Source organism: Micromonospora sp. CNZ303 (assembly GCF_004345505.1).
The window spans coordinates 32,631-58,370 of sequence record NZ_SLVT01000023.1 but is presented as its reverse complement, the minus strand read 5'-3'; the positions used below and the strand labels follow the sequence as shown (position 1 = coordinate 58,370).

Genomic DNA, 25,740 nt, shown 5'->3' with positions numbered 1-25,740 from the left:
CGCTGGCACCGTGACGACGCCACCCCCAGGGCTGCGGGAGCGGAAGAAGCAGGCCACGCGCGAGGCGCTACGCGAGGCGGCCCTGCGCCTGGCCGTGCAGCACGGACCGGACCAGGTGCGGGTCGAGGACATCGCCGAGGCGGCCGGGGTCTCACCGCGCACCTACAACAACTACTTCGCCAGCCGGGAGCAGGCGATCGTCTCCGCCGTCACCGCCGACCGGGAGGCGCGCATCGCGGCGGCGGTCACGGCTCGGCCCGCAGGAGCGCGCCTGGCCGACGCCGTCACCGAGGCGGTGGTCGAGCAGTACGCGAACACCGGCGAGCACGAACGCCAGGTGCTGCTGTTGATCACCACCCGGACCGCGCTGCGCGACGCGTTCCTCGACACCACCACCGGCATCGAGCCCCCGCTCACGGCAGCGATCGCCGAACGCCTGGGTGACGCCGGAGCGCACACGGCCCGCGTCCTCGCGGCAAGCGTGGCCGCGGCGGTGCGCATCGCACTGGAGGGCTGGCTCCAGCCGGCCGCGAACGCGGGGGCCGCCGAGGGCTTGCAAGCCGGAGGACTGGTCGTGCCCTCCGGCTCACTGCCCGACCAGCTCCGCGCGGCGCTGGCCCCGCTCGCGCCCGCGTTCGACGCCGCGGAGCGACGCACCGGGACCTGAACGCGGCTCAGATGCCCCGGCCGCGCTTGTGCAGGGTACGCAGCACCGCGTCGGCACGGACCATCCGCCCGGCCACGGCGAGGGCCAGGTACGCCCTCGGCTCGCGCGGGTTGCGTCGGATGGTGTGCCGGGCCCAGCGCATCGCGCCCCGCCGGTCGCCGGACGCGGCTCGGGCGAAGGCGATCTGCCCGGTGACCCGCGCCTCGCCGGCCGGCTGGGTGCCGAACTCGGGGTAGCGCTCCAGCAGCCACTGCAACGCCTCGGAGATGGTGTCCCAGCGCTGCGCGAAGTAGGACCGCTTGTGCCAGCGCACCAAGACGTACGGCGTGCGCAGGTTGACCAGCGGAGCGCTGCGGGCGGCCCGCAGCAGGAACTCGTAGTCCTCCGCGTAGCTGCCCGGGATCTCCTCGTCGACCAGCCCGAACCCGTCGCGCAGCGCGGCGGCGCGGATCAGGAAGGTCGACGGGTGCAGCTCCGTCATCCGGTCCCGCAGCAGGTCGGCCAGGGTGACCGAGTCCTTCGGCAGCGCCCGGTCGACGGTGTGCCCGTCGTAGCTGACCCGGATGCCGCAGCTGACGAACTCCGCGTCGGGGTGGGCGGCGAGCGCCTCGACCTGGGCCCGCAGCTTGCCGGGCAGCCACTCGTCGTCGTCGTCGCAGAACGCGACGAGCTCGCCGGTGGCCGCCAGGACGCCCGAGTTGCGGGCGCCGGCCAGGCCGGGGGCGCGCTCGTTGCGGATGACCCGGACCACCCGGTCGGGGCGGGACAGCTCGGCCAGCGAGGCGTCCGGCTCGGACTGGTCGTAGACCACCACCACCTCGATCGGGCCGGGGTGGTCCTGGTCGAGGATGGCGCGCACGGCGGCCCGGAGCAGCTCCGGGCGGTCCCGGGTGGGCACCACCGCGCTCACGCTCGGGTGTTCGGTCATCGCCGCTCTCCGTTCCGGCCCGGCCGTGCCCACGGCCGCCACCTCGTCCGCTGCCGCCGTCCGGTCGACGCGGCCACCAGGTCCTCCACGATCCGTCCCACCTGCTCGACCGCCGCGCGGCGCGCCCGGGACGCGTCCGGGTCGGCCGCGACGGCGAACCGCGACGGGTCGGCGAGGCCGGCGGTGAGCGCCCCGAACAGCGCCTCCCGGGTCTCGGCCAGCGCCACCATGCCGGCCGCGCCCAGGCGGCGGGCGAACAACTGCTGGTGGTCGTCGACGTGTTCACCCCGGGTCGGGTCCCGTGGGACGACGATCGGCAGGTGACCGTGCCGGCGGGCCTCCAGGATGGTGGCCGGGCCGCCGTGGCAGACCACGAGGTCGGCCTCGGCCATCGCCGTCTGCAACTCGTCGTGACCGAGGAAGGGCATCGCCCCGGGCACGCCGGGGGCCCGGGTGTGGCCGTGCTGGACGGTCAGCCCGACGTCCTCGGCGACGGCGGGATGCCACTCCTCCAGCCAGCCGACCAGGCGGTCGAACGGATGCTTGTCGGTGCCGACGGCGACCAGCAGTCGGGCCTGCGCGAGGCCGCCGGAGTCGCGCGGCCGGGGCACCCGGGCGGCGGGCGCGGGCCGGGGACGGCCGGGGGCGACGCGGTGGACGGGGGTGGTTCCGGTGCTCTCGGCGCTCACAGCAGGGTCCCCACGACGGTGGCCTCCGGGTACTGGCGGCGCTGCTCGTCCCACTGCACGAGCATCGCGGAGAGGAACGGCCGGCAGAGCCGGGCGGTCAGGGTCGGGGTGTCGATGCGGTCGTACACCTCGATGTAGACGGTCGGCACGCGCCGCAGCCGGGCCAGCACCACGAACGGGACGGCCACCCCGGCGCCGGTGGTCACCACCGCGGCGACCCTGCGCGACCGCAGCACCCGCCAGGCGAGGACGGCGTTGCGCAGCAGGTTCGGCACGTTGCGGGTGGTCGGATGGTGCGCCGGGACGAGTTCCTCGCCGGCCAGCAGCGAGAGCGCCTCGGGTGTGTCGAAGGTGACCCAGCACCGCCGCCAGCGTTCGTACCACGGGCGCAGGGCGAGCAGTTGGGCCAGGTGGCCGCCGCTGGAGCCCACCAGGAGCAGGACTCCGGGCTCGCCGGCATCCTCGGTCGTCGTTTCCACGCGACTCCCCACAAGTTCGCTTGGATGTTCGGTGGTCGCCACGCGACAGCAGATCACACGTCCCCCGGCTGGTGAAATAGGGCGACCGGGCGACAGATCGATCTCCGCGGGTGGCGGATCGGGTGCGCCGCGGCGACCATCGGTATCGACGATCGTCACGACCTGGAGTTTCTTCGTCACTATCCGGAGTCGACGGTGACCCGCAGGCTCCGGCGATTTCGGTGGATCAGCCGCTATGTCGTTTCTCGACGACGTCCAGCAGGTCGGGATGCAGCGCCGCGTTCCAGCCCGCGCCCGCGTCGGCGAGGCGCCAGGTGCGCAGCCACATCTCCAGCAGGTAGGCGTCGGCCACCAGCCGCCGGGCCGCCGGCCCGAGCCCGAGGTCGGTGCCGTACCGGTCGAGGTCAGCGTCGACGGCCCGCGCCGCCGCCGCGGCCGGCTCGCCCCGCAGCACCAGGGCCCGCTGGAACGCGTCGTGCGCCAGGTCGAAGCCGAGCGGCACGTCCGGCCCGCTGTGCTCCCAGTCCCAGGCGACGAGGCGGCCGGCGTGCACGCCGAGGTTCCAGGGCACCCAGTCGCCGTGCCAGTGCCCGAACTCGACGGCCGTGTCGCCGTGCCGGCCGGTCAGGGCGGCGACGGCGGCGACCGCCCGGGCCCCGTCCGGCGTGCCGGCGGCGGCGCGTCCGGCGTCGGCGGCGAGCCGGGCCAGGAACGTCGACCCGGCCAGGGGGCGCGGTGGCGCCGGCGGGCGGCCCCGGCGGGCCACGGCCAGCAGGGCCGCGATCCGCGGCGGTTCGCCGGCCGACACGCCCCGCACGGCCGGTGGCAGCGGCTCGACCAGCGCGACGACCTGCCCGGCGGCCGTCGTCTCGGCCAGCAGCCGGGGCGCCGCCGGATGGTCGGGTACGCCGGTCACCGCCGGCAACTCCCGCAGGGCCGCCGCCTCGGTGGTCACCAGCGCCCGGGTGGCCCCGTTCCAGCCGATCTTCGCGTAGCCGAGGGCCCGGCCGTCCGGGGCGAACAGTTGCAGGGTGGGCTTGTGGTTCGGGTCCGGCGGGCGGACCCCGCAGGCCGCGTACACCGCCGGTCTCCCGAGCGCGGCGCCCAGCCGCCCGGCCAGCAGCGCCTCGTCGGCCGCGACGCCCTCGGGCAGCGACACCGTCAGCCGGGGGAACGGGGCCAGGTCGACCGCGCCGACCCGCGCCAGCGTGCCGAGACCGGCCCGCACGGCCCGCACCTTCGGCGGGCGCAGCGCGTTGTACGCCAGCAGCGAGGCGGCCGTGGCCCGGGGCGCGCCGAGCGGCAGCAGGAAGCGGGCCCGGGCGAGCGACGCGACGACGGCGTACCGGGCGACGGCGCGGTGCCCGGGCGGCGGCGGGGCGCCCACGGTCAGGGCGATCCGCTCGTCGCCGAACACCGCCCGGGTGACCCAGCCCAGCCCGTCGGTGCGCGTGCGGGGGTCGGCGGCGGTGGTCCGCGCCGTCACGGGGCCTGGTCCGGCCAGTCGAGCTCCAGCCCCAACCGCTGCCGCAACGCGTCGTTGTACGGGCGGTAGTACCCGGTCAGCTCGTCGCGCACCGCCGGCTCCAGCGGCGACGAGCGGCGGTCGTTGTAGACCTTGAAGTCGGGCAGGTCGTGCGGGGGCAGGCCGAGGAAGTCCAGCGTCCGGCGGTAGGTGGACCGGGCGTCGCGGTAGAGGTCCTCGCTGGGCAGGAAGAGGATCTGCTCCCGGTCGAAGCGCTCCAGCCACGGCTCCAGGTGCTCCAGGTAGCGGCCCCGGGCCCGGTAGGTGTACCAGTCGTACGGCTCGCTGAAGTACTCCGGCTCGGCGATCAGCCGCTCCCGCTCCCCCGTCGTGCGCTCCTGCTCGGCGGCCAGCGCGGCGGCGAAGTCGAGCGGCTCGATGCCGTGCGTGCGCCGCTCCTTCCAGTGCGAGTACGCCCGCTCCACCGGGTCACGCAGCAGCACGATCAGCCGCACCGACGGCATCAGCGCCGCGACCCGCTGCGCCGCGAGGGGGTGGAACATGTACAGCGGCGCCGCCTCGCCGACGCGTACCGGCCCGCCGTGCCGCTTCTCCAGCGCCTCCCGGTGGCGCTCGGTGGGGAAGTGCGAGCGGTACCAGGCCTCGCCCCGGCGCCAGTGCTCCTCGAAGTAGTGCGAGGACTTGGTGTTCCAGGCCGGGAAGAGCCGGGGCACCAGCGGGTGCTGGATCAGGTAGTTCCACAGCGAGGTGGTGCCGCCCCGCTTGGTGCCGATGATGAGGAAGTCCGGCAGCGGTCGCCGGTCGCTGGTCCGTACCCCGTAGTCGACGAGCGACTCCCGCACCCGCTCCGTCACCTGGGCCGGTACGAGCTGCTTCACCCGGTCTCGGATGGACGGCACGACGACCTCACCTGCCCTTCGACTCCTCCGGGGCGCGCCCGGTGGCGGCCGGGGCCGCCTCCTGCCGCCCACGAACCTGCACCATGGTCACCCGGATGCGGTGCCGCACCCGGGGCAACGTCAACAAGCCGACGCAGCCGGCGGCCAGCACGCCCAGGGCCACGGCCAGGCCGCCGATCCCCCGGCCGCCGGCCAGCACCCCGACCGCCGCCGCGGCCCCGACCCCCGCGACGGTGGCCGCCCCGGCCCGCAGCATCGCCGCGTCGACCAGCGGCTGGCCGACCACGGCCCGGGCGCAGCCGACCGCCGTGAGGTTCTCGGTGGCGATGCCGAGGGCCCAGGCCAGCGCCGCCCCCGTCGCGCCGTGCGCCGGGATCAGCCACAGCCCGAGCGAGACCGTGACCAGCAGCCCGGCCAGCGTGGCGGCCAGGTGCAGCCCGCTGCGCCCGCCCATCAGCAGCAGGCTCTGCACGTTGCCGACCCCGGTGTTGACCAGCATGGCCAGCGCGAGCACGGTCATCGCGGGGGCGCCGGCGGTGAACTCGGGCCCGAAGAGCTGGAGGAAGGCCAGCCCGAAGACGGCGAGCAGCAGGTAGACCGGCCAGGACAGCACCAGCCCCCACGTGGTCAACTGCCGGTGCACGGCCGCCGCCGCGGCCCGGTCCCCGCGCCCGAGCAGTCGGGACAGCTGCGGCGACACCGCCACCCGCAGCCCCTGCATGGCCAGTTGGCCGGCGAGGATGTAGCGCCCGACGGCGCCGAACACGCCGGCGTCGGCCGGCCCGGCGAGCACCGACGTGAGCAGCACGCCCACCCACATGTTGCCGGCGTCGATGGCGGCCGACGCGGCCCTGGGCAGCGCGAAGCGCCAGAACGCCGACCAGTCGTCCCGCGCGGGCCGCAGCGCCGCGCCCCGGCCGACGCCGAGCGGGCCGGCCACCAGCGTCAGGCAGGCCAGCAGGGCGAGCGCCGCCGGCACCAGCCAGCCGGTCATGCCGGCCAGCAGGCCACCGCCGGCCAGGGCCGCCGCGCCGACCAGCACGGGCCGGGCCACCGGCAGCAGGAAGAACTGCACCCCGACGTACGCCCGGATCGGGCGCACGCAGCGCAGCGCCGCGAGCAGCAGCGTCATCGCCACCACCACCGGCACCGCGGCGAAGCTGGCCGTCAGCAGGGCCGCGCCGTCGACGCCGGAGCCGCCGAGCAGGCGCGGGGCGAGCGCGTCGGCGGCGAGCACCCCGCCCACGGCGACGGCGACCGCGACCAGCAGCGGCGGGACCAGCGCCACCGGGAGCACCCGGGCGGCGTCGCCCCGCGCGCCGAGGCGCCGGCGGGGCAGCGCCCACATCAGCCCGGTCTCCGCGCCGAGGGTGCACACGGCGGTGGCGACGGTGACCACACCGATCGCGGCGAAGAACGCCCCGGAGCCGACCGTGCCGTAGCCGCGGGTGATGACCACCGCGAGCAGGAAGCCGAAGAGGCCGCTGGTGGCCGCGCCGACCAGCCCGGCCACGCCGCTACGGACGCTGCGGCGGGTCTCCGTGTCGTCGCCGGTCGGCGCTCCGCCCGGGCCCGACGCGGCGGGTGCGGCGGCCGGGTGGGGGCCGGACGGCGGGCGGGTGGCGGCGGTCATGCGGGCACCGCTTCCGGGCGCGGGAGGCGGGGGCGGTGCAGTCGGGCCGCCGTCTCCCGCTCGGTGAGCGCCATCGCGAAGGCGACCGCGAAGAAGGCGACGGCGAGGTTCTGGTTGGCCATGCCGTAGAAGGGGATCTGCACCAGGCAGACCACCGGCACCACGGCCAGCCACTGCCCGGCGGCGGACGTGGCCCGGGCGCAGATCAGCGCGGCGACCACGAACCACGCGAGGAAGCACAGCAGCGCGGGGACGCCATGGCTGAACAGCACCATCCACAACTGCCCCTGGGTGCCGATCGGCGCCTCCGCGCTGACGGTGTCGACGTTCACCGGCGCGCCGTAGCCGAGCCAGGGCGACTCCCGTACCCGCCGGATCACCTCCACGTAGAGGGAGAGCCGGTCGGTGTTGGTGTCGCTGGACTCGACCCGGTTGCCGATCAGCTGGGTGACCGGGATGAACAGGGTGACGAGGCCACCGGTGACCACCACCCCGACGATCGACGCGGCCACCCGGACGTTGCCGCGCAGGGCCGCCCGGACGCCGAGCACCGCCAGCCCGGCGCCGAGGCTGAGGAACATCGCCCGGTTGAGCGTGAGGAAGGCCGGCGCCAACGACAGTGGCAGCGACGCCAGCAGCGCCCAGCGCAGCACGCCGCGCCGGCGCAGCATGGTGAAGGCCACCACGCAGGGCAGCGTCATCGCGTACGCGCTGCCGTAGTTGTTGGTGTACGCGAACGGCGCGGCCGGCCGGTAGATCGGGTTCAACGAGCGGGCGCTGTACTCCGCGGTGGTGAGGTGGACCATGTCCTGGATGAACGGGGTGTTGGCCACCCCGCCCGGAAGCAGCACCTCCACCGGGGTGGTCAGCGCGAAGCGGGGCGCCAGCACGCCCAGCCAGCCCAGCGCGACCAGCCCGAACCAGAAGGCGCAGAGCGGAACGAGGACGGCGACCTGGTCGGGGCGTTCCCGGGCGACCGCGTAGACGTAGACGCCCACCACGAGCGCGGTGAGGTAGAAGGCGAGGCGCAGGGCGAACGTCAGCACCGAGGCCGGCGTCTGCAACTGGGTGGCGCTGACCACCACGATGGCCAGGAACAGCAGCCAGATCCCGGCGGCCGGAGGCAGCGGCACCCGGCCCCGGATGAACAGCAGCGCGAACAGCAGCGCCCCGAGCAGGGGCCACCCGAGGTAGAACGCGCCGGCCAGCCACCACACGGGCACCAGGCCGAACATCAACGCCAGCGGCCAGATCGGCAACCGTGGCGGGGGCGGCGGCTGCGGCAGCGACGCGGCGGCGCCCGGGCCGCCGCCCGGCTCGGTCGTCGCCGGCGCGCGGGTGACCGGCACAGGATCAGCCCCGGCCGCAGCGCGTCAACACGAAGCCGAGCGGGGTGACCCCGGCGGCGCGCAGCCGCTCCACGAGGCGGCGCAGGTCGCCTTGGCGGGTCCGGTCCTGTTCGACCACCACGACCGCCGTGCCCTGCCGGGCGACGGCCACCCCGCGCTCGTCGGACTCCGCCGGCGGGGCGTTGAACAGCACCAGGCTGTGGTCGGCGCCCTGCCGCCAGATGCCGAACCGGACGCTGCCCGCGCCCACGGTCACCGGGTCGGTGCTCGACGCCTTGCCGTTGCCGCCGGCCGGCGTCGAGGTGACCCGGGGCAGCGTCAGCGTGGCGTCCGGGTCGGTGGACGGGCGGGCGCCGATCGGGTGCGGCGACGGGCGCCGGGCCGCGGCCGGCTCCGCCGTGCCGCCACTCTTGCCGTCCGTCGTCGAGCCGGCCGGCCGGGGCTTCGGGACGAGCGGGCGGGACGGGTCCGCCGCGGCGGGCAGCCGCTCCCGGTCGGCGAGCACGGTGCTGCGCAGCCGGTCGGCGCGCCCGCTGTCGTCGGCGACGAAGACCTCCCGGCCGACGGCCGCCAGCGCCACCGCCAGCCCGGCGGTGATGGCCGTGGGGTCCTCCTCGCGGGCGGTCAGCAGGGACACCCGGGCGGGCTGGCGCACCCGCTCGGCGATGGCCATCGCCACGTACCGGATGTCGGCGTCGACCGCCTCCTTGCCGCCGCGCCACCGGCGGCTGCGGACCGTGCCGAGCAGCGGCAGCCCGGTGGCGTCCCGGCCGTCGTCGACCGACCGGATCCGCCGGTCCATCGACTCCCAGGCGTACGCCAGGACCACGCCGAGCAGCGTCCCGCCGAGCAGGCCGGCGAGCAGGTAGAGCGGGCGGTTGCCGGCGGAGGAGGCCAGGGCCCGCTCGGCGGTCTGGGTGACCCAGCCGGGGTTGACGTCGACGGCGGCGATCTCGGTCCGCGCGGCGTTGAGCTGGGTGAGCTGGTTGTTGATCCCGGTCAGCTCGGTCACCGCGGCGTCGACGGTGCCCTCCCGGGCGTTGTTGACCCGCTTCTGCAGGGCGGCCTGCTGGGCGGCGACCTTGGCGATGCTCTCGTCGTACGAGCGCAGCATCTCCTCGCGCTGCTTCTCGTACATCGTGCGGCGCACGTCGAGGTAGGCCTGGGCGGCGAGGTTGACGCCCTCGACCGCCTGCTCGGCGGTGGGGGCCTGGTAGACGAAGCGCAGGATCTGCCCGCCGGTGGGCACCTCGACTTCCAGCGCGTCGCGCACCTCGCGCGGGTCCAGGTCCCCCGAGTCGGCCAGCCGCTGCACCACGTCGGTGCCCGTGGCGATGCCGCTCTCCACGTTCATGTTCACCGCCCGGTCGGCGGCGGCGCCGCTGGGCGTGAACGCGTCGGTGACGACGGGACGCACCGCCACGACCGCGCTGGCGGACACGGCGGCCGGTACGAGCACCACGTAGCCGAGCGCGGCGAGCAGGCCGATCGCGGCGACGGCCCCGACGAGCCGGATCCGGTGCAGCGGGACACGCAGCAGGTCGGTCAGCGTGACGGTGCGGCCCGGTGTGCCGCCACCGCTGGCGGGGACGTCCGTGGCCCAGGTACCGGAGGAAGCGTCATTCATTGAACTTCTTCACCGTCTGTTGTGGATTTCCAGCGACCACGACCCGCGGCGGCACGTCCGTACGGACCACCGTGGCGGCGCCCACGACACTGTCCCGGCCGATCCGCACGCCCTTCATCACCAGGGCGTGCGCCCCGATCCACACGTTGTCCTCAACCGTGATCGGGGCGCGGGTGGCCGGGACGGGCGGGTCGTGCCGCTGCTCGGGGGGCAGGTTGTGGAAGTCGTTGTCCAGCAGCTCGCAGTCCGAGAGCAGGCACCGGTCGCCGATGGTGACCGACGTCCAGGTGCCGATCCAGGTGGCGTTCAACAGGCAGTCGGCGCCGACCCGCACCTCGCCGGGACCGGCGAAGCGGACCAGCTTGTTGATCCGGGTGCGGTCACCGATGCTCACCCGTACGCCCCGGCGCAGCCGGATCCGGCCACGGATCTCCACGCCCCGACCCAGCGTCAGCCCGGGATAGCGCAGCGTGTACCAGCGGCGCTTGACCGCGAAGACGACCCGCACCGCGAGCCCTCTGCGGTTGCCACCCGAGCCGACCAACGACCCTCCCCACGTCGTGCGGGCCGGCGACGGCTGATCCGTCGCCGGCCCAACGTGAACAATCTACCGATGTTCCGTTACGAACAGTCGACCGTCACTGCACGGAGAAGAAGGTCGACGGCGTTGACCACGTCACGCCGGCGGTCGCCGGGACCACCGTCGCCGTCGTTCCGTCGACCGCCGGGGCGGCCGTCGGGTCGAACGGCACGCTGCGCAGCGTTCCGTCGGTGGCACCGTACACGATCCGGCCGGCGACCCAGGCCATGCCCCGCACGGCCGACCAGGTGACTCCGGTGGTGGGCAGCGTGAACTCGGTGGCGCCGAGGTAGTTGCCGTCGATCTCGAAGTAGCGGTAGTAGAGGCCGCTGGCGCCCGAGCGGGTGTAGTAGAGGCGCCCGTCGAGGTAGAACGCGCCGGTCATCAGCGCCGGATTGAACCAGTCGTTGTAGCCGGACGCCTCCCACGGCGCGCCGATGGCGCCGCCGTTGAACAGCGAGATGTCGATCCGGCTGCCCGTGGGGGTGCCGGCGACGGTGTGCGACCAGTAGATCCGGTCGTCCACCCGCCAGGTCGCGCCGGCCGCCGTGTAGTTGGGCTGGCTGACCGTGGTCGGGGTGCCCAGGCTGGCCCCGTCGAACGGCACCTTGGCCAGCTCGCCCGCGCCGGTGCCGACGTAGAGGTTGCCGGTGGTCGCGGTCGGCGCGTTCTTCGGGGTGATGGTGCGCCCGCCGGTCAGCGGGAACATCCCGAGCCGGCCGTGGTACTCGTTGCCCATGCCGTCGGAGTTGTGGCCGAAGTAGAGGCCGTCGCTGCCGCGCCAGAGCACCGGCACGGAGGAGCCCCAGTTGCTGGTGCCGGCCGGCATCGACGCGCTGCCGCTGCGGCGGGGGTTCCAGTTGACCGGCATGCCGGTGGCCGGGGTGACCGCGGCGATGCCGAGCCGGTCGATCGCGCCCTTGCCGGCGGTGTCGCTGGCGTTCGGGTTGTTCAGCCAGCGGAAGTGCCCGCCGAGGTAGATGACGTTGTCGGCGACCTCGACGGAGGTGATGGTGTCGTTGCCCGTGTAGTCGACCCAGGTGCCGAGCTGCCCGGTGCCCCGGGCGGCGGTCTCGAAGCGCACCAGCGCGTCGCAGTACGCGGCCGGCCAGCCCGAGCCGCCGTTGGTGCCGACGACGAACCAGCTGCCGTCACCGCCGAACTTGACGTCCTGCACGTAGTGCACGAAGGTCGCCGGCGCCGCGCACGGCGGCACGAACTTCTCCGTGCTCCAGTCCAGCAACGCCGGGGTGCCGGTGAGGTCGACCAGCGCCATCTGGTTGCGCGGCAGGTCGTTGACGAGCGTGAAGTTGCCGCCGACAGCCAGGGTGCCGCCGTCCGGGGCGACGTCGATCGTCCACACGTACGAGGCGGTCCCGTGGCGCCCGACGGTCGCGTCGACGTTGAAGGTCGGGTCGATCGCCCCGGTCGTGGCGTTGAGCCGGCCGAGCCCGGCGTGCGCGGTGCCGTTGAGCCAGTTGAACGCCCCGGCCACGTAGAGCCAGTTGCCGTGCAGCGCCAGGTCGCGCACGGTGCCGCCGTCGGAGCGGCCGACCCAGCTGTCGATGATCGCGCCCGTGGCGGGGTTGAGCGCCACCAGGTTCTTGCGGGAGACGCCGTTGACGTTCTTGAAGGTGCCGCCGACGATCAGCGTGCCGCCGGGCCCGGCGACCAGCGTGTTGACCGCACCGTCCAGCACCGGCAGGAAGCTGGTCGAGATCGTGCCGGTGGCCCGGTCGTACGCGAAGAGGTAACGCTGGGTGGTCCACGCCGCGCTGGCGGTCTGCCGGATCTGGGTGAAGCTGCCGCCGACGAACACCGTGGAGCCGACCTGCGCGAAGGCGCGGGTCTCGCCGTCCCTGGCGTGCGGTGTGGCGTCGGCCGGATTGGCCGAGACCAGGGTCGCCGGTTCGGGCGCCGGCACCAGGGCGGCGGAGGTCCCGGTGGGGACGGCCAGCACGGCGGCGGCGGTCACGAGTGCGACCACCCCCGCCCGGGTGCGGAGTCCGGCGGTTCGCCGAGAGAGCGGGATGTCGGGCACGCTACGCCTCCATGTCGGGAGAGAACCCGCGTAGCGTGCCTGGTCGACCCAGGCCGGCGATATCCGCCGATTGGGCGGTCACTGCATCAGCAACATGACACCGCACACAGCAAGTCGGATGTCCGACTCGCCCGTATCACCGTGGGCCGAAGTGTGAACGCGCGGTGTCAGCGGGCGCCCCCGGTGGGCTGCCGCAGATAGCTGTCGCGCCCGGCGCGGGCGAACCCCGCCACCGACGCGGCGTCGTGGTTCATGGTCATGTCGCAGGTGTCCGACCGGCGGGTCATCCCCGGGGAGTTGAAGTAGATCGCCGCCTTGATCTTCGGGTGCGCCTTCAGCGCCGCCGGGAACTCCTCGAACCAGCGCCGCTTCGCGTCCGGGTCGGCCGCGTCGAAGTTGGTGCCGAACTCGGCGAGCATCCGTGGCTTGCCGGCCCCGAGGCGGTTCTCGTCCAGCCAGCGGTAGAAGCCGCCGATGGTGGTGGCCGGGCTCTTCCAGACCTTGCTGCCGTTGCAGACGTGGAAGTTGTACGGGTCGTAGCCCACCCAGTCGACGTACCGGTCGCCGGGATAGAGGCCGGCGTAGCGGTCGTAGTGGCCCGACCAGCCCATCATCGTCCACACCCACACCGCGTTGTCGGCGCCCGCCTTGGCGAACCGGTCGTGCACGTGCCGCCAGGCACGGACGAAGTCGGCGTCGCTGCCCTTGGCCGGCTCGTCCTCCGGCTCGTGGTCGAAGCCCATGAACACCGGCACGCCGGTGTCGCGGATCCGGCCGGCGACCGCGTCGATGGTGGCGTCGTACCGGCCACTGTAGACGTCCTGCCAGGTCAGCACCGTGCCGGAGGAGAAGATCCGCGACTCCCAGGCGAAGAACATCAGCCGCCCCTCGCGCATCTGCTGCCGCTGGTAGGCGTCGGGGAAGGCGCCGTTGCTGCCGGCGTTGGAGAAGTCGTGGTAGCGGTGCACGATGTCGAACTTGCGCCCGACCTGCGCCTCGACGTCCGCGACCGCGGCGCCGTGGTCCCAGCCGTCACCGGCGTTCGACGGCGAGTACATCCCCCACCAGGCGCCGCAGGAGGGCACCAGCCTGCTCGACACCGCGCCGCAGCGGTCCGTACCGGCCGACGGGCTCGCCGACGGGCTCGGGGTGGCGCGGGTGGGGCTGGCGCTGGGCGACGGCTTCGGCGCGGGGCTCGGCGCGACCGTCCGGCTCGGTGACGGCGCGGCGCTGGTCACCACCGGCGTGGGCCGGGCGCCGACGTCGTAGCGGATCTCCAGACGCGGGCGCAGGTCGGGATTGCGGTTCTCCGTCGACGCCCAGTAGATCCGGGTCTCCAGTCCCGTCTGTGCGAGCGAGACCGTAAAGGTGCCGTTGCCCTTGACCAGGGCCGAGACGTCCCACTCGTTGAAGCCCTTTTCCACACCCGAGACGGTGTCGAGGACCGCCCCCGGCAGCGCCGGCGTCGGCCGGGCCGCGCGGGCGTCCACCGTGGAGGCGTGCGCGGTCACGGTCGCCGGGAACTCCTGCCACGCGTGCACCCGCAGGGTGGCCCGCACGTTGACCGCCGTCGCCGGCAGGGTGGTCACGGCGAACTGGACGACGGCCTCCCGGCCGCCCCGGGGGTTGTCGTCGCAGCGGACCGCGCAGGTCGCCAGCGTCGTCTTCGCCCCGTTGTCGCCGTCCTGCGACACCATCGTCGCCGTGGTGTCGGCGGTCGCCGGGATCGACAGATCGTCGGCGGCCAGCAGCGGCATCGTGGTGGCCACGATGCCGGCCACCACCGTGGCGCCGGCCACGCCGAGGACGACGGCCTTGCGCCGAGGGCCGGCTTGCCGGGTGAGGCGGTGCAGTCCGTGCCGAGCCAAGGTGAACTCCCTGTGTGTCGGGCGGTGACGGTCAGCAGCGTAACCACGGCCACGGCGTGACGTGGGGACGACAGCCGGACCTAAGCGCGTCTTAACCGTCGCCTAAGGATGCACCGGATGGCCACAGGGGACACATCCGTCCCGTCTGAGCGCTCAGATCGCGCGGGCGGCGGCGAGCGCGGCGGCCATCGCCGCCCGGGGCGCCGCGACGCCCGTGAAGTGCTCGAACTGGCCCACCGCCTGGGCCAGGAGCAGGTCGAGGCCGGAGACGATCCGGCAGCCGGCCGCCTCGGCCGACGCGGCCAGCGGCGTCGGCCACGGGTCGTAGAGCGCGTCGAAGAGCACCGTGCCGGGCCGCCAGTCCGCTGCGACGGCCAGCGGGTCGGCGACTCCCTTCGGCACGGTCGAGATCACGACTTCGGCGCCGAGGTGGGTCGCCGCGTCCTCGTCCCAGGCCGCCGCGTGCATCGGCACGTCGACGGCGCGGGCCACCGGGCGAAGTTCCTCGACGGCCGCCGGGCGGCGGGCCACCACGGTCACCGCGCGGGCGCCGAGCCGCCCCGCCGCGGCCACCGCCGCGCGGGCGGTGCCGCCCGCGCCCAGCACCGTCACCGTCGCGCCCGGGCGCACCCCGGCGTCGGTGAGCACCTCGACCATGCCGACCACGTCCGTGTTGTCGGCGTACCAGGAGCCGTCCGGGCGGCGTACCAGCGTGTTGGCGGCACCGACGGCGGCGGCGACCGGCGAGACCTCGTCGGCCACCGCGAGCGCCGCCTCCTTGCCCGGCATGGTCACCGACAGCCCGGCCCACTCCGGGCCGAGGCCGGCGACCACGTCCGGCAGCTCCGCCGCCGCGCACTCGATCCGGGTGTACGACCACCCGGTCAACCCCGCCGCCGCGTAGCCGGCGTTGTGGATCACCGGGGAGAGGGAGTGCGCGATCGGCGTGCCGAGCACCCCCGCCCGGCGTGCGGCCGTCATCAGATGACCCCGGCCTCCTTGGCCTTGACCTTGTTCCGCTCGTGCTGCTCGATCGTGTCGGCGAAGGCCGAGTGCCCCTCCTTGTCGATCGCCACGAAGAAGAGCCACTTGCCGGGCGGCGGGTCCATCGCGCCCTCCATGGCCTGCTTGCCCGGGTTGTTGATCGGCGTCGGCACCAGACCGCGCAGCTTGCGGCTGTACGGGTTCTTGGTGTCGAGCAACTCATCCTCGGTCATCTGGGCGGAGGTCTTGGTCTTCTGCCCGGTCAGCTCCAGGTAGTAGTTGACCGTGACGTCCATCTCCAGGCAGTTGCACGGAAACTCGCCGAACACCCGGTTGTACGCCACCCGGGCGACCTTGCCCAGGTCGTCCTTGTTGCCCGCCTCGGCCTGCGCCAGCGACGCGACGATCAGCGCCTCGTACGGGCTGATGCCGCCGCGCTCCTTCTGCACCCGGTCGGCGAACTGCATCTCGCTGGTCACGCTGAGGAAATTCTCGACCATCAGCTCGATGATGGTCTCGGCGGTCGCCTTCGGCGGGATCTCGTAGGTGTCCGGGTAGAGGAAGCCCTCGATCGACGGCTTGACCTTCTTGTTGTCGGTGCGCTTGAACCACCAGTCCGGCACGCCCCGCGCGATCGGGTCCTTCGCCGCCGCCTCGAAGTCCTTCACCGGGATCTTGGTCTTCTCCGAGAGCAGCTTGTAGACGTTCTTCGCCGTCCGGCCCTCCGGGATGGTGACCCCGTTGACGACCCGGTTCTTCAGGTCGAGCATCGCGGTGACGGCGCTCTCGCCGCTCATCTGCTTACGCAGCTTGTAGGTGCCCGGCTGGATGTTCTTGCTGCGGGCGTTGCCCTCGGCGGCCTCGATGAACGCCTTGGCGCTCTTCACCACGTCGGCGGCGACCAGCGCGTTGGCCATGTCGGCGAGCAGCGCGCCCTGCTTGATCTCGACCGTCACCTCGCCGGTGCCCGCACCGTCGTAGTCGGGGGTCATGAAGTAGCCCTGGACGCGGTCGAAGCCGTAGAAGGCACCGCCGCCGATCCCGCCGAGCAGGACGATGGCGAGCAGCAGGGCCAGGACCGTCTTGCCCCGCCCGCCACCGCCGCCGGAGCCGTCCTTGCGCTTGCGCACCGCGCCGCGCCGGTGCTTGCCCTTCTCCCCCCGGTCCTGCTCGTCGAACCCGAGGTCAAGATCGTCCATCATCGCGTCCGCCTCCGCTGCGCGTCCAGCCAGCTCTGCAGAATCTCCACCGCGGCAGCCTGGTCGACCACCGCTCGTTGCCGTTTTCCTCGGACCCCACGCTCGGCAAGCCTACGAGACGCCACGACCGTGGACATCCTCTCGTCGGTGAGCGCCACCGGAACGGGCGCTATTACATCAGCCAGTCGGCCAGCGTACGCCTTCACGTGTACGGCGGCGGGACCGTGCTTGCCGGCGAGATTGACTGGAAGGCCGACGACGACCTCCACCGCCTCGTGCTCGGCCACCAGCGCGGCGAGCGCGACGATGTCGGCCGGCACCGCGTCCGGGGCGGCGGTGAGGTCGCGGGCGAGGGTCACCAGCGGGGTGGCCAACACGCCGTGCGGGTCCGAGCGGGAGACCCCCACCCGGACCTGCCCGACGTCCACCCCGAGCCGGACACCCCGGGACAACTCACTCACGGTCGGTGACTCCCCCTGAAACGGCGAACCAGGGCGGACCACGCGGGTCCGCCCTGGCCGCTGCGAGCACGTATCACGCGTCGGCGATCGCCTTCTCGACCGTACGGAGCAGGTTCGGCGCCTCGGCGGCCGGCAGGCCGCCACCCTGGGCCAGGTCGGGGCTGCCGCCGCCGCGCCCGGAGAAGGCCGCCTTGACCAGGTCCGACGCGGCCAGACCCCGGCTGCGGGCCGCCGGGTTCACCGCGACGACCAGCGAGGCCTTGCCGTTGGCCCGGGCCGCCACCGCGACGACCGCCGGCCGCGCCGGGTCGATCTTGCCCCGGACCTCCTGGGCGAGGGTACGCACGTCGTTGCCGGCCGCGCCCTCCGGCGCCTCGGTGCCCACGTACGCGACCCCACCCACGTCCTTGGCCTGCGCCGCGAGCGCCGCCGCGCCACCGAGAACCAGCTGGGCCCGCAGCTTCTCCAGCTCCTTCTCGGCGTCGCGCAGCTGCGTCACGGTCTGCTCGACCCGGTCGGCGACCTGGTCGCTGGGCACCCGGTACAGCTCGGCGAGGCGGGAGACCAGCAGGTGCTCCCGGGCCAGGAAGTTGAAGGCGTCCATGCCGACCAGGGCCTCGACGCGGCGCACCCCGGAGCCGATCGACGACTCGTTGAGGATCTTCACCAGGCCGAGCTGGCCGGAGCGGGAGACGTGGGTGCCGCCGCACAGCTCGCGGGCGTAGTCGCCGACCTCGACGACCCGCACCTCCTCGCCGTACTTCTCGCCGAAGAGCGCCATCGCGCCGATGCGCCGCGCCTCCTCCAGCGAGGTGATGAAGGCGTGCACCTCCAGGTCGGCCAGGAGCACCTCGTTGACCTGCTGCTCGACGTCGCGCAGCACGCTCGGCGCCACACCCGTCGGGGTGTTGAAGTCGAAGCGCAGCCGCCCCGGGGCGTTCAGCGAACCGGCCTGGGTGGCGGACTCGCCGAGGAAGTTGCGCATCGTCTGGTGCACCAGGTGCGTCGCCGTGTGCGACCGGGAGATCGCCCGCCGGCGGGTGGTGTCGATCTCGGCGTAGCCGGTCTCCCCCGCCCGCACCTCGCCCCGCAGCACCCGGGCGCGGTGCACGATCAGGCCGGGCACCGGCTGCTGCACGTCGAGCACCTCGACCTGGCCGCCACCGACGGTGATCATGCCGAGGTCGGGCTGCTGCCCGCCGCCCTCGGCGTAGAACGGGGTCGCGTCGAGCACCAGCTCGATCGTGTCGCCCTCGACCGCCGCCTGGCGGGGGCCGTCGACGCCGAGCACCGCCCGCACCGTCGACTCCCGGGACACCTCGCCGTAGCCGGTGAACCGCACCGGGCCGCCCGAGTCGAGCACCGACCGGTACGCCGACAGGTCGGTGTGCCCGGTCTTGCGCGCCTGGGCGTCGGCCTTGGCGCGCGCCCGCTGGTCGGCCATCAGCCGGCGGAAGCCCTCCGCGTCGACCGCCAGGCCCTGCTCGGCCGCGATCTCCAGCGTCAGGTCGATCGGGAAGCCGTACGTGTCGTGCAGCTGGAACGCCTTCTCACCCGACAGCGCCGGCTTGCCGGCCGTGCGGGTCTCCGCGATGGCCGTGTCCAGGATCGTGGTGCCGGCCCGCAGGGTGGACAGGAAGGCGTCCTCCTCCGCGTACGCGTAGTCGGCGATCCGGTCGAAGTCGGCGGCCAGCTCCGGGTACGACGGGGCCATGCAGTCCCGGGCCACCGGCAGCAGCTCGGGCAGCGCCCGCTCCTGCCAGCCCAGCAGCCGCACCGACCGGATCGCCCGACGCATGATGCGGCGCAGCACGTAGCCGCGCCCCTCGTTGCTCGGGGTGACCCCGTCGCCGATCAGCATCAGCGCCGTACGCACGTGGTCGGCGATCACCCGCAGCCGCACGTCGTCCGGGTGCGACTCGCTGGCGACCTGGCCGGACCGGGCACCGTAGCGCTTGCCCGTCAGCTCGGCGGCCCGGTCGAGGATCGGCCGGACCTCGTCGATCTCGTAGAGGTTGTCGACGCCCTGGAGGATGGAGGCCATCCGCTCCAGGCCCATGCCGGTGTCGATGTTCTTCGCCGGCAGGTCACCGAGGATCGGGTAGTCCTCCTTGCCGGTGCCCGGGCCGCGCTCGAACTGCATGAAGACGAGGTTCCAGAACTCCATGTAGCGGTCCTCGTCGACCGCCGGGCCGCCCTCTCGGCCGTACTCCGGGCCACGGTCGTAGAACAGCTCCGAGCACGGGCCGCACGGGCCGGGGATGCCCATCGACCAGAAGTTGTCCGCCTTGCCCCGGCGCACGATCCGCTCGGTCGGCACCCCGACCGAGCGCCAGATCTCGAACGCCTCGTCGTCGTCGAGGTAGACCGTCGGCCAGATCCGCTCCGGGTCCAGGCCGAACCCGCCCTGCTCCTGGGACTTGGTGACCAGGTCCCAGGCGAGCGGGATCGCCCCGTCCTTGAAGTAGTCACCGAAGGAGAAGTTGCCGTTCATCTGGAAGAACGTGCCGTGCCGGCTGGTCTTGCCGACCTCGTCGATGTCGGGCGTACGGATGCACTTCTGCACGCTGACCGCCCGCCGGTACGGCGGGGTCTGCTGCCCCAGGAAGTAGGGCACGAACTGCACCATGCCGGCGTTGACGAACAGCAGGTTCGGGTCGCTGATGGCGGGCAGCGGAGCGGACGGCACCACGGTGTGACCGTTCGCCTCGAAGTGGGCGAGGTACCGCCGCTTGATCTCCGCCGTCTTCATCGCTGGTGTTCCTCCGGAAAGATCTCTCGGTCGCCGATGCGCGGGTCCTCCCGCAGCTCGGCGAACTGGTCGTCGAACGCCTCGCCCTGGGCGAACGCCTCGTGGATCTCCTGCTCGCGCTCGGCCATCGCGATCCGGACGTCCTCCACGAAGCTACGCAGCGACTCCGCCAGCCCGCCAGCGGATTCGGTCACCGTGCTGGCGATGCCGGCCGGGGTGTACGCCTGTGCGGTGCGGGTGGCCTTGCGGACCACCACCACGCCGACGGCCAGCCCGATGCCGAGCCAGAACAACCGCCTCATCTCCGAAGCTCCTCCTGGTCGTGCCGGATCAGCGGTTGCCGCGCTTGGCGGCCCGCCGCTGCTGCTTGATGGTGTCGCGCACCTCGCGCTCGGTCTCGGCGTGCCGCCGGGCGGAGGCGGCCTTGCGTACGCCGTAGCCGAAGGCGGCCACCTTGACCAACGGGTTGGCGGCGGCGGCGGAGACGACGGTCGCCAGGTTCGCGACGTTGGCGGTGACGTTCTGCGCGTGACTGGTCATGGTGTCGACCTTGGCGAGCTGGAGGTTGACCCCGTCCAGGGAGGTCTGCACCTGCTCCAGGGCGGTGTTGACGTTCTTCACCGTGGTGTTCACGTCGCCCAGCAGCGGCCCGGTCCGGTCGTTCAGGTCGTTGATCATCCGGGTGGTGGCGTCCACGGTGTGCCGCAGCCGCAGGATGGGCAGCGTCAGGATCAACACCAGCATCGCGAACGCGATCGCCGCGATCAGCGCCGCGACCTCGAAAAAGCCCACGCCTGTCCTCCTCAAGCAGAGTTCCGGGAACCCGACGCCCCCGCAACGCGCGACCGTCCTGCCCACACCACCGCCCGGCACCCGCGAGGGGCCGGCGGGGGCTGGCGGTCCGCCAGCCCCAGACCCTACCGTCCGTGATGGAAACCGGCTCAGGACGGTGAGGGTGTCGGCGTCGCGAGCGGATCCTCGCTGACCGTCGGGAAGGGATCCTCCCCGGTGAGTGACGGGTCGGTGGTGGGCTGGGGCCGGGTCCGCTCGTCGTCGATCGCGTTGCGGACCTTCACCGACACCAACGAGCCGGAGCACTGCTCCGCAGCGGTCGCCGGTTCGGGCGACGGCACGACCGCCGGTTCCCCGTCCACCGGCGGCGGCACGCAGGCGGGCTCGCGTACCCACAGGTCGAGGGTCAGCTCGTCCCGGCGCCAGCACGTGTAGCTCCCCTTCGCGGGTTGCTCGGGGCAGCGGGTCACCTTCCACGGCTGCCAGCCGTCGTCGGCCAGCGCCCGCTCGTAGACCTGTGCCGTCTCCGCCGGCGGCCGCTCGGAGGTGGCCGTGCGTTCGCGGAGCCGGCAGTCGAGCAGGCACCACCGGCTGCCGCTGACGTCGTCGACGGTCTGCACCGCCGCCCAGCCCGGCACGTCCAACTCGTCGAGGGTGTCGAAGACCGGATCGCGGCTGAGCGTACGGATGCCGAAGTAGAGCGGGACCGCGCCGAGCAGCACCACGCTGACCAGGGCGAGGATGCCCATCCGCAGCCGCCGCCGCTCACGCATCCGGCGGCGCAGCTCGGACCGCGCGCCGCGCAGCCCGCCGGGGCCGGCCGAGTCGTCGTCCGGCGACTCCGGCTCCGCGGGCCGGCGCAGCGCCGGTCCGTCCGCCGGCTCGACGGGTGGTACGACAGCCGCGGCGGCCCGCGCCACCACCGGCTCGCCCGCGGCCCCGGGCGGTGGCACCGGCGCGACGCCAGACGGCTCGGGCCGCCCCGGCTCGCGGTGCGGCGGCATCGCCCGTCCGGCGGCGCGGTCCTCGGGCCCGGGGCGGGGCGCCGGGGCGGCCGCCCGGGCGACGCCGGACGGAGCGCCGGGGCCGGGTCGGGGGCCCGCGCCGGACGTCGGCTCGGGCCGGGCCGGGCCCGGCGCAGTGGCGGTCGGGCCGGACGAGGTCTGTTCGGCTCCCCGCGGTGCGGGCGGGTGCGTCCCCGGACCGGCGGGGCCCGCCGGGCCGGGCCCGGGGCGGCGCGGGCCGGGCGGCGCGCTCGGGTTCGCGGCGGCCGGGGAGGGCCCGGCGACGGACGCCGCGCCGGCGGCCCCGGGTGGCGGTGCGACGGGCCGCGCGGCACCCGCCGGTCCGGAGTCGGGGCGCGCGGCACCCCGGACGGGACCCGCCAGGCCAGGGTCGGGACGCGCGGCACCCCGCGCCGGACCCGCCAGACCGGGATCGGGACGCGCAGGACCCGCCAGACCAGGATCAGGGCGCGCGGCACCCCGCGCCGGACCCGCCAGACCGGGATCGGGACGCGCGGCGCCCAGGGCAGGACCCGCCGGGCCGGCGTCGGGACGCGCGGCGCCCCGCGCGGGTCCGGCCGGGGGCGGGTCGGGGTGGGTCCGGCCGGCCGGAGTCGGGGCGCCGGGCGGCGGCGGTGCACCGGCCGGCGTGGGGCGGGCGGCGCCTCGGGCCGGCGGCCCGGGGTCGGCGGCCCGGGGCGACTCGCCGGCGGGCCGGGCCCGGCCCGCCGGCCGTCCGGGCTCGGTGGCGTCGGCGGGTCGCGGCGGCTGCGCGCCGGGCCGCGCCCGGCCGGGCGGGACGTCGCCGGTCTCGGCGCCGCGCGGCTGCGGCCCGGGCGGCACCGGCGACGGACCGCCCGCAGCGGGCGGCACCGACCGCTTGACCGTCGGCAGGGCGGGGTCGGTGTGGTGTGCCCGGCCGGCCTGCCGCAGCCAGTCGGCGGGGCGCTCCGGTCGGCCGGGCCGGGAGTCACCGGGTCGGCGGCGCCCCGCTTCCCCGTCGGCCGGGCGCGGCGGGTTCTCCGCCTCGTCCGGGGCCACGGGGCCGCCCGGAGGCGGGACGGCGTCGGCACGGCGCGCGGGGGGCTGACCGCCGCCCGTGGCGCGTCCGGCCCGGCCGGAGGTCTCCTCGTCGCCGGCCGCACGCCGGCCCCGACCCGCGACCTCGACGTCGTCGGGTGCGGCGCGTCGGCCGCGCGGCGCGGAACCGTGCGGCGGCTGCACCCCGACGCCGGGAGGCGCGGCGGGCGCGCCGGGCACGGGCGGGGCGTTGCCGGAACGCGGTACCGGCGGGGCATTGCCGGAGCGCAGCACCGGCGGGGCGCTGCCCGGGCGGGGTGCCGGCGGCGCGTCCTCCTCGGCGGCGCGGCGTCGGCCGGCCGGCGCAGCGGGGCGTCGGCCCCGGTCGGTGCCGTCGCCGTCGGGCATCGGCGGGGCGGCCGCCGGCACGGATCCGGTGCCGTCCGTCGGGACGGGCACACCGGCGTCGACCGGGCCCCGCCGCATCCGGCCGGACCGGGGATCGCGTCCGTCGGCGGGGGCGCCGCGCAGCTCGCCGGTCGGCGGACCGGCGGGTGGCTGAGGGGTGCCGGGGGCCGGGACGCCGACCCGGGCGGCGCCCACGGCACCGCCCGGCCGCCCGGCGGCCGCCGGTGGCGGCGTACCGCCCGGCACCGCCGCGCGGCCGTCGGGGCGCCGGCCCGCCGGGTGCGGCACGTCCGGGGGCACCGGCGCACCGGGACGCGGTCCGGTCGGCGTGCCGGCGTGCGCGCCGGGAGGCGGCCCGACCTGGGGGCCGGTGGCCGGACCGGGCTGCGGCCCGGTCCGCGGCTCGGCCTGCGGAGCCGCCGGGAAGCCGGCCTGCGGATGCGCAGGGAAACCGGCGTGCGGATGCGGTGCGGAAGCCCGCTGCGGGCCGGCCGGCGGGGTCGCCTGCGGGCCCGTCGCGGGACCGGCCGGTGCGCCCGCCTGCGGACCCGGCGGGGTGCCCGGAACGGGGCGTGGCCGCCGGTCCGGGCCGTCCGGGCCCGGTTGCGGACGAACGGCCGCCGGGGGGCGGCGGACGGGCTGGTGCGGGGGGACGGCCTCGGGGGCGGCGGGACCGGCCGGCCGGGATGGTTCCGGCGAACCGGGCCAGGGTCCGTCCACCGGACGGGAGCGCGGCGGCTCCGCCTCGCCCCGGCGCACCGGGGGTGCGGCGGCCGGACCGGGGCCACGGTGGGGCGGCAGCCCGGCAGGGCGGGGGGCCGTCGGGTCACCCGGACGGGCGCCGGCAGGCGAGGCGGGCTCCAGCCCGCCCGGCCCCAGCTCGGTGCGCTGCTGCTTGGCCGAGCGCAGGTCGTCGATCCAGCCGAACTCCTCGCCGCTGATCGGCTCCTCGGGCTCGGCCTCGGCCTTACCCCGTCCCCAGCGGCGCCCCTTGGCGCGGGAGTCGCGCCGCTCTTCGGGGCCGTCCTCCGGTCGCTCCGAACCACGCGATTTCACTACTGACCCTCCCCGGCGGTGTCACTGCCGCCCTCTCGCGCCGCGTCGGCGCCGCCCGTGTCCGTCTGCCGCCGGCCGTTGTCCGCCGAACCGCTCCCGGCCCCCGCCGCCGAGGGCGCGGCCGGCGCGGGCAGCCCCCGGACGATACGGCGCAGCAGCGGCAGCCGGGTGGCGACCGAGCGCTCGACGCCGTGCTGGCTGGGCCGGTAGTAGTCGGTGCCGGCGAGGTCGTCGGGGGCGTACTGCTGGGTGACCACGCCGCGCTGGTCGTCGTGCGGGTAGCGGTAGCCGGTCCCGTGCCCCAGCCCCTTTGCGCCCGAGTAGTGCGCGTCGCGCAGCCCGCGCGGCACCGGCCCGCCCCGGCCGGCCCGCACGTCGGCGATGGCCGCGCCGATCGCGGTGGTCGCCGAGTTGGACTTCGGGGCGGTGGCCAGGTGGATCACCGCCTGGGCGAGGTTGAGCTGCACCTCGGGCAGCCCGACGTACTCCACGGCGTGGGCGGTGGCGGTGGCCACGCTCAGCGCGGACGGGTCGGCCATGCCGACGTCCTCGCTGGCGAAGATGACCAGGCGACGGGCGATGAACCGCGCGTCCTCGCCGGCGACCAGCATCCGGGCCAGCCAGTGCAGCGCGGCGTCCACGTCGGAGCCGCGCATGCTCTTGATGAAGGCGCTGGTCACGTCGTAGTGGGCGTCGCCGGCCCGGTCGTAGCGCACGGCGGCCACGTCGACCGCCTGCTCGGCGGTGGCGAGGTCGATCCGCCCGGCGCCGAGGGCCGTGGCGGAGCCCGCCGCCGCCTCCAGCGCCGTCAGCGCCTTGCGTACGTCGCCGGACGCGAGGCGTACGAGATGGTCCTCGGCCTCGGTCTCGAGGGTGAGCGCGCCGCCGAGGCCGCGCTCGTCGGCGACCGCGCGGCGCAGCAGGTCGCGCACCGCCGCGTCGTCCAGCGGCTGGAGGGTGAGCAGCACGCACCGCGACAGCAGGGGCGAGATGACCGAGAAGTACGGGTTCTCGGTCGTCGCCGCGAGCAGCGTGACCGTGCGGTCCTCGACGGCGGCGAGCAGCGAATCCTGCTGGGTCTTGCTGAACCGGTGCACCTCGTCGATGAAGAGCACCGTCTGCGGGCCGCCGGAGCGGCGCTGGCGGCGGGCGGTCTCGATCACCGCGCGCACGTCCTTGACTCCGGCGGTGAGGGCCGACATGGCGACGAACCGGCGGTCCGTGGCCCGCGCCACCAGGTGCGCGATGGTCGTCTTGCCGCTGCCGGGCGGACCCCAGAGGATGACCGACATCGGCGCCGTGGCCGAGACGAGCTGGCGCAGCGGGGCACCGGGCGCGAGCAGGTGATCCTGACCGACCAGCTCGTCGATGCTGCGCGGGCGCATCCGGACGGGCAGCGGCGAGTCCTCCCCCACCGCGGTGAACCCGTCCACACCGACGGAACCCGCGGGCGTGGGGGGCGCTCCGGCGGGTTCACCGAGGGAGAAGAGGGCGTCGGACTCCATCAGGGGAACAGTACAAGGCCCGGCCGACGGCGCCGGAAGCGCGCCGTCGGGCCGGGCCCGTGATGATCGGTTACGGTCAGCCGCGGCCGGGACGCCGGCCCCGGTACCAGCGGCCGCCACCGCCGCCGCCACCGCCGCGCGGGCCGCGGCCGACCCCGGCCAGGTACAGCGAGAGCAGCAGCAGGCCGATCAGTACGAGGGTGTTCCAGTTGAACAGGTCCGGGGCACCGAAATTGGTGTCCAGCAGGTCGATGAGCAGGGCGAAGCCGAAAACGACCGCCGCGAGAATGGCGAGCATGACGTTCCTCCGGTG

General features: G+C 74.9%; 21 protein-coding genes. 1 reads left to right on the top strand and 20 read right to left on the bottom strand.

What is annotated here, in order from left to right; genetic code table 11:
• The first annotated feature begins 10 nt into the window (after positions 1 to 10).
• Positions 11 to 667: a TetR/AcrR family transcriptional regulator gene (locus tag EV374_RS28010; RefSeq protein WP_132240158.1), complete on the top strand. Its 657-nt coding sequence runs from the start codon at positions 11 to 13 to the stop codon at positions 665 to 667.
• Positions 668 to 674: 7 nt separating this feature from the next.
• On the opposite strand, the gene EV374_RS28005 is transcribed toward EV374_RS28010, so the two are convergent.
• From EV374_RS28005 to EV374_RS27910, 20 genes are all read right to left on the bottom strand, one after another.
• On the bottom strand, positions 675 to 1,595 hold the full coding sequence (locus EV374_RS28005) for a glycosyltransferase family 2 protein (RefSeq protein ID WP_132240157.1): 921 nt from the start codon (positions 1,593 to 1,595) through the stop codon (positions 675 to 677).
• Complete coding sequence (locus EV374_RS28000; RefSeq protein WP_486486012.1) at positions 1,592 to 2,206, bottom strand: glycosyltransferase; 615 nt, start codon at positions 2,204 to 2,206, stop codon at positions 1,592 to 1,594. Before EV374_RS28000 ends, EV374_RS28005 begins: the two co-directional genes overlap by 4 nt.
• A 74-nt stretch (positions 2,207 to 2,280) precedes the next feature.
• On the bottom strand, positions 2,281 to 2,763 hold the full coding sequence (locus EV374_RS27995) for a glycosyltransferase family 28 protein (protein ID WP_121395268.1): 483 nt from the start codon (positions 2,761 to 2,763) through the stop codon (positions 2,281 to 2,283).
• A 226-nt stretch (positions 2,764 to 2,989) separates the two neighbouring features.
• Positions 2,990 to 4,249 carry a hypothetical protein gene (locus EV374_RS27990; protein ID WP_132240155.1) on the bottom strand — a complete coding sequence of 420 codons (1,260 nt, stop codon included), beginning with the start codon at positions 4,247 to 4,249 and terminating at the stop codon, positions 2,990 to 2,992.
• Positions 4,246 to 5,148 carry a sulfotransferase domain-containing protein gene (locus tag EV374_RS27985; RefSeq protein ID WP_132240154.1) on the bottom strand — a complete coding sequence of 301 codons (903 nt, stop codon included), beginning with the start codon at positions 5,146 to 5,148 and terminating at the stop codon, positions 4,246 to 4,248. The genes EV374_RS27990 and EV374_RS27985 overlap by 4 nt, the downstream gene beginning before the upstream one ends.
• A 7-nt stretch (positions 5,149 to 5,155) precedes the next feature.
• Entirely contained in the window at positions 5,156 to 6,781 is a 1,626-nt protein-coding gene (locus EV374_RS27980) for a lipopolysaccharide biosynthesis protein (protein WP_132240153.1), read from the bottom strand.
• A complete protein-coding gene (locus EV374_RS27975) occupies positions 6,778 to 8,016 on the bottom strand; it encodes an O-antigen ligase family protein (RefSeq protein ID WP_486486011.1) in 1,239 nt (412 codons plus the stop codon). Before EV374_RS27975 ends, EV374_RS27980 begins: the two co-directional genes overlap by 4 nt.
• 118 nt (positions 8,017 to 8,134) lie before the next feature.
• Complete coding sequence (locus EV374_RS27970) at positions 8,135 to 9,757, bottom strand: P-loop NTPase family protein (protein WP_132240151.1); 1,623 nt, start codon at positions 9,755 to 9,757, stop codon at positions 8,135 to 8,137.
• Complete coding sequence (locus tag EV374_RS27965) at positions 9,750 to 10,301, bottom strand: acyltransferase (protein WP_132240150.1); 552 nt, start codon at positions 10,299 to 10,301, stop codon at positions 9,750 to 9,752. Before EV374_RS27965 ends, EV374_RS27970 begins: the two co-directional genes overlap by 8 nt.
• A 94-nt stretch (positions 10,302 to 10,395) precedes the next feature.
• Positions 10,396 to 12,324 carry a hypothetical protein gene (locus EV374_RS27960; protein WP_132240149.1) on the bottom strand — a complete coding sequence of 643 codons (1,929 nt, stop codon included), beginning with the start codon at positions 12,322 to 12,324 and terminating at the stop codon, positions 10,396 to 10,398.
• 221 nt (positions 12,325 to 12,545) lie between these two features.
• Positions 12,546 to 14,246 carry a CBM96 family carbohydrate-binding protein gene (locus EV374_RS27955; protein WP_132240148.1) on the bottom strand — a complete coding sequence of 567 codons (1,701 nt, stop codon included), beginning with the start codon at positions 14,244 to 14,246 and terminating at the stop codon, positions 12,546 to 12,548.
• Between the two features lie 153 nt (positions 14,247 to 14,399).
• Positions 14,400 to 15,227 (bottom strand): shikimate dehydrogenase, encoded by an 828-nt coding sequence (locus EV374_RS27950; RefSeq protein ID WP_132240147.1) that lies wholly within the window; start codon positions 15,225 to 15,227, stop codon positions 14,400 to 14,402.
• Positions 15,227 to 16,432: an endolytic transglycosylase MltG gene (gene mltG, locus EV374_RS27945; RefSeq protein WP_132240146.1), complete on the bottom strand. Its 1,206-nt coding sequence runs from the start codon at positions 16,430 to 16,432 to the stop codon at positions 15,227 to 15,229. The genes EV374_RS27950 and mltG overlap by 1 nt, the downstream gene beginning before the upstream one ends.
• Positions 16,429 to 16,890 (bottom strand): Holliday junction resolvase RuvX, encoded by a 462-nt coding sequence (gene ruvX, locus EV374_RS27940; protein WP_132240145.1) that lies wholly within the window; start codon positions 16,888 to 16,890, stop codon positions 16,429 to 16,431. Before ruvX ends, mltG begins: the two co-directional genes overlap by 4 nt.
• A 73-nt stretch (positions 16,891 to 16,963) precedes the next feature.
• Entirely contained in the window at positions 16,964 to 19,642 is a 2,679-nt protein-coding gene (gene alaS / locus EV374_RS27935) for an alanine--tRNA ligase (RefSeq protein ID WP_132240144.1), read from the bottom strand.
• Positions 19,639 to 19,944, bottom strand: coding sequence for a hypothetical protein (locus tag EV374_RS27930; protein WP_132240143.1), 306 nt, complete (start codon positions 19,942 to 19,944; stop codon positions 19,639 to 19,641). Before EV374_RS27930 ends, alaS begins: the two co-directional genes overlap by 4 nt.
• A gap of 28 nt (positions 19,945 to 19,972) precedes the next feature.
• On the bottom strand, positions 19,973 to 20,434 hold the full coding sequence (locus tag EV374_RS27925; RefSeq protein WP_132240142.1) for a DUF948 domain-containing protein: 462 nt from the start codon (positions 20,432 to 20,434) through the stop codon (positions 19,973 to 19,975).
• A gap of 149 nt (positions 20,435 to 20,583) precedes the next feature.
• A complete protein-coding gene (locus EV374_RS27920) occupies positions 20,584 to 21,207 on the bottom strand; it encodes a hypothetical protein (RefSeq protein WP_132240211.1) in 624 nt (207 codons plus the stop codon).
• Between the two features lie 2,714 nt (positions 21,208 to 23,921).
• Complete coding sequence (locus EV374_RS27915) at positions 23,922 to 25,427, bottom strand: replication-associated recombination protein A (RefSeq protein WP_132240141.1); 1,506 nt, start codon at positions 25,425 to 25,427, stop codon at positions 23,922 to 23,924.
• Between the two features lie 76 nt (positions 25,428 to 25,503).
• Positions 25,504 to 25,725, bottom strand: coding sequence for a hypothetical protein (locus tag EV374_RS27910; RefSeq protein WP_089000992.1), 222 nt, complete (start codon positions 25,723 to 25,725; stop codon positions 25,504 to 25,506).
• Between the last annotated feature and the right edge of the window lie 15 nt (positions 25,726 to 25,740).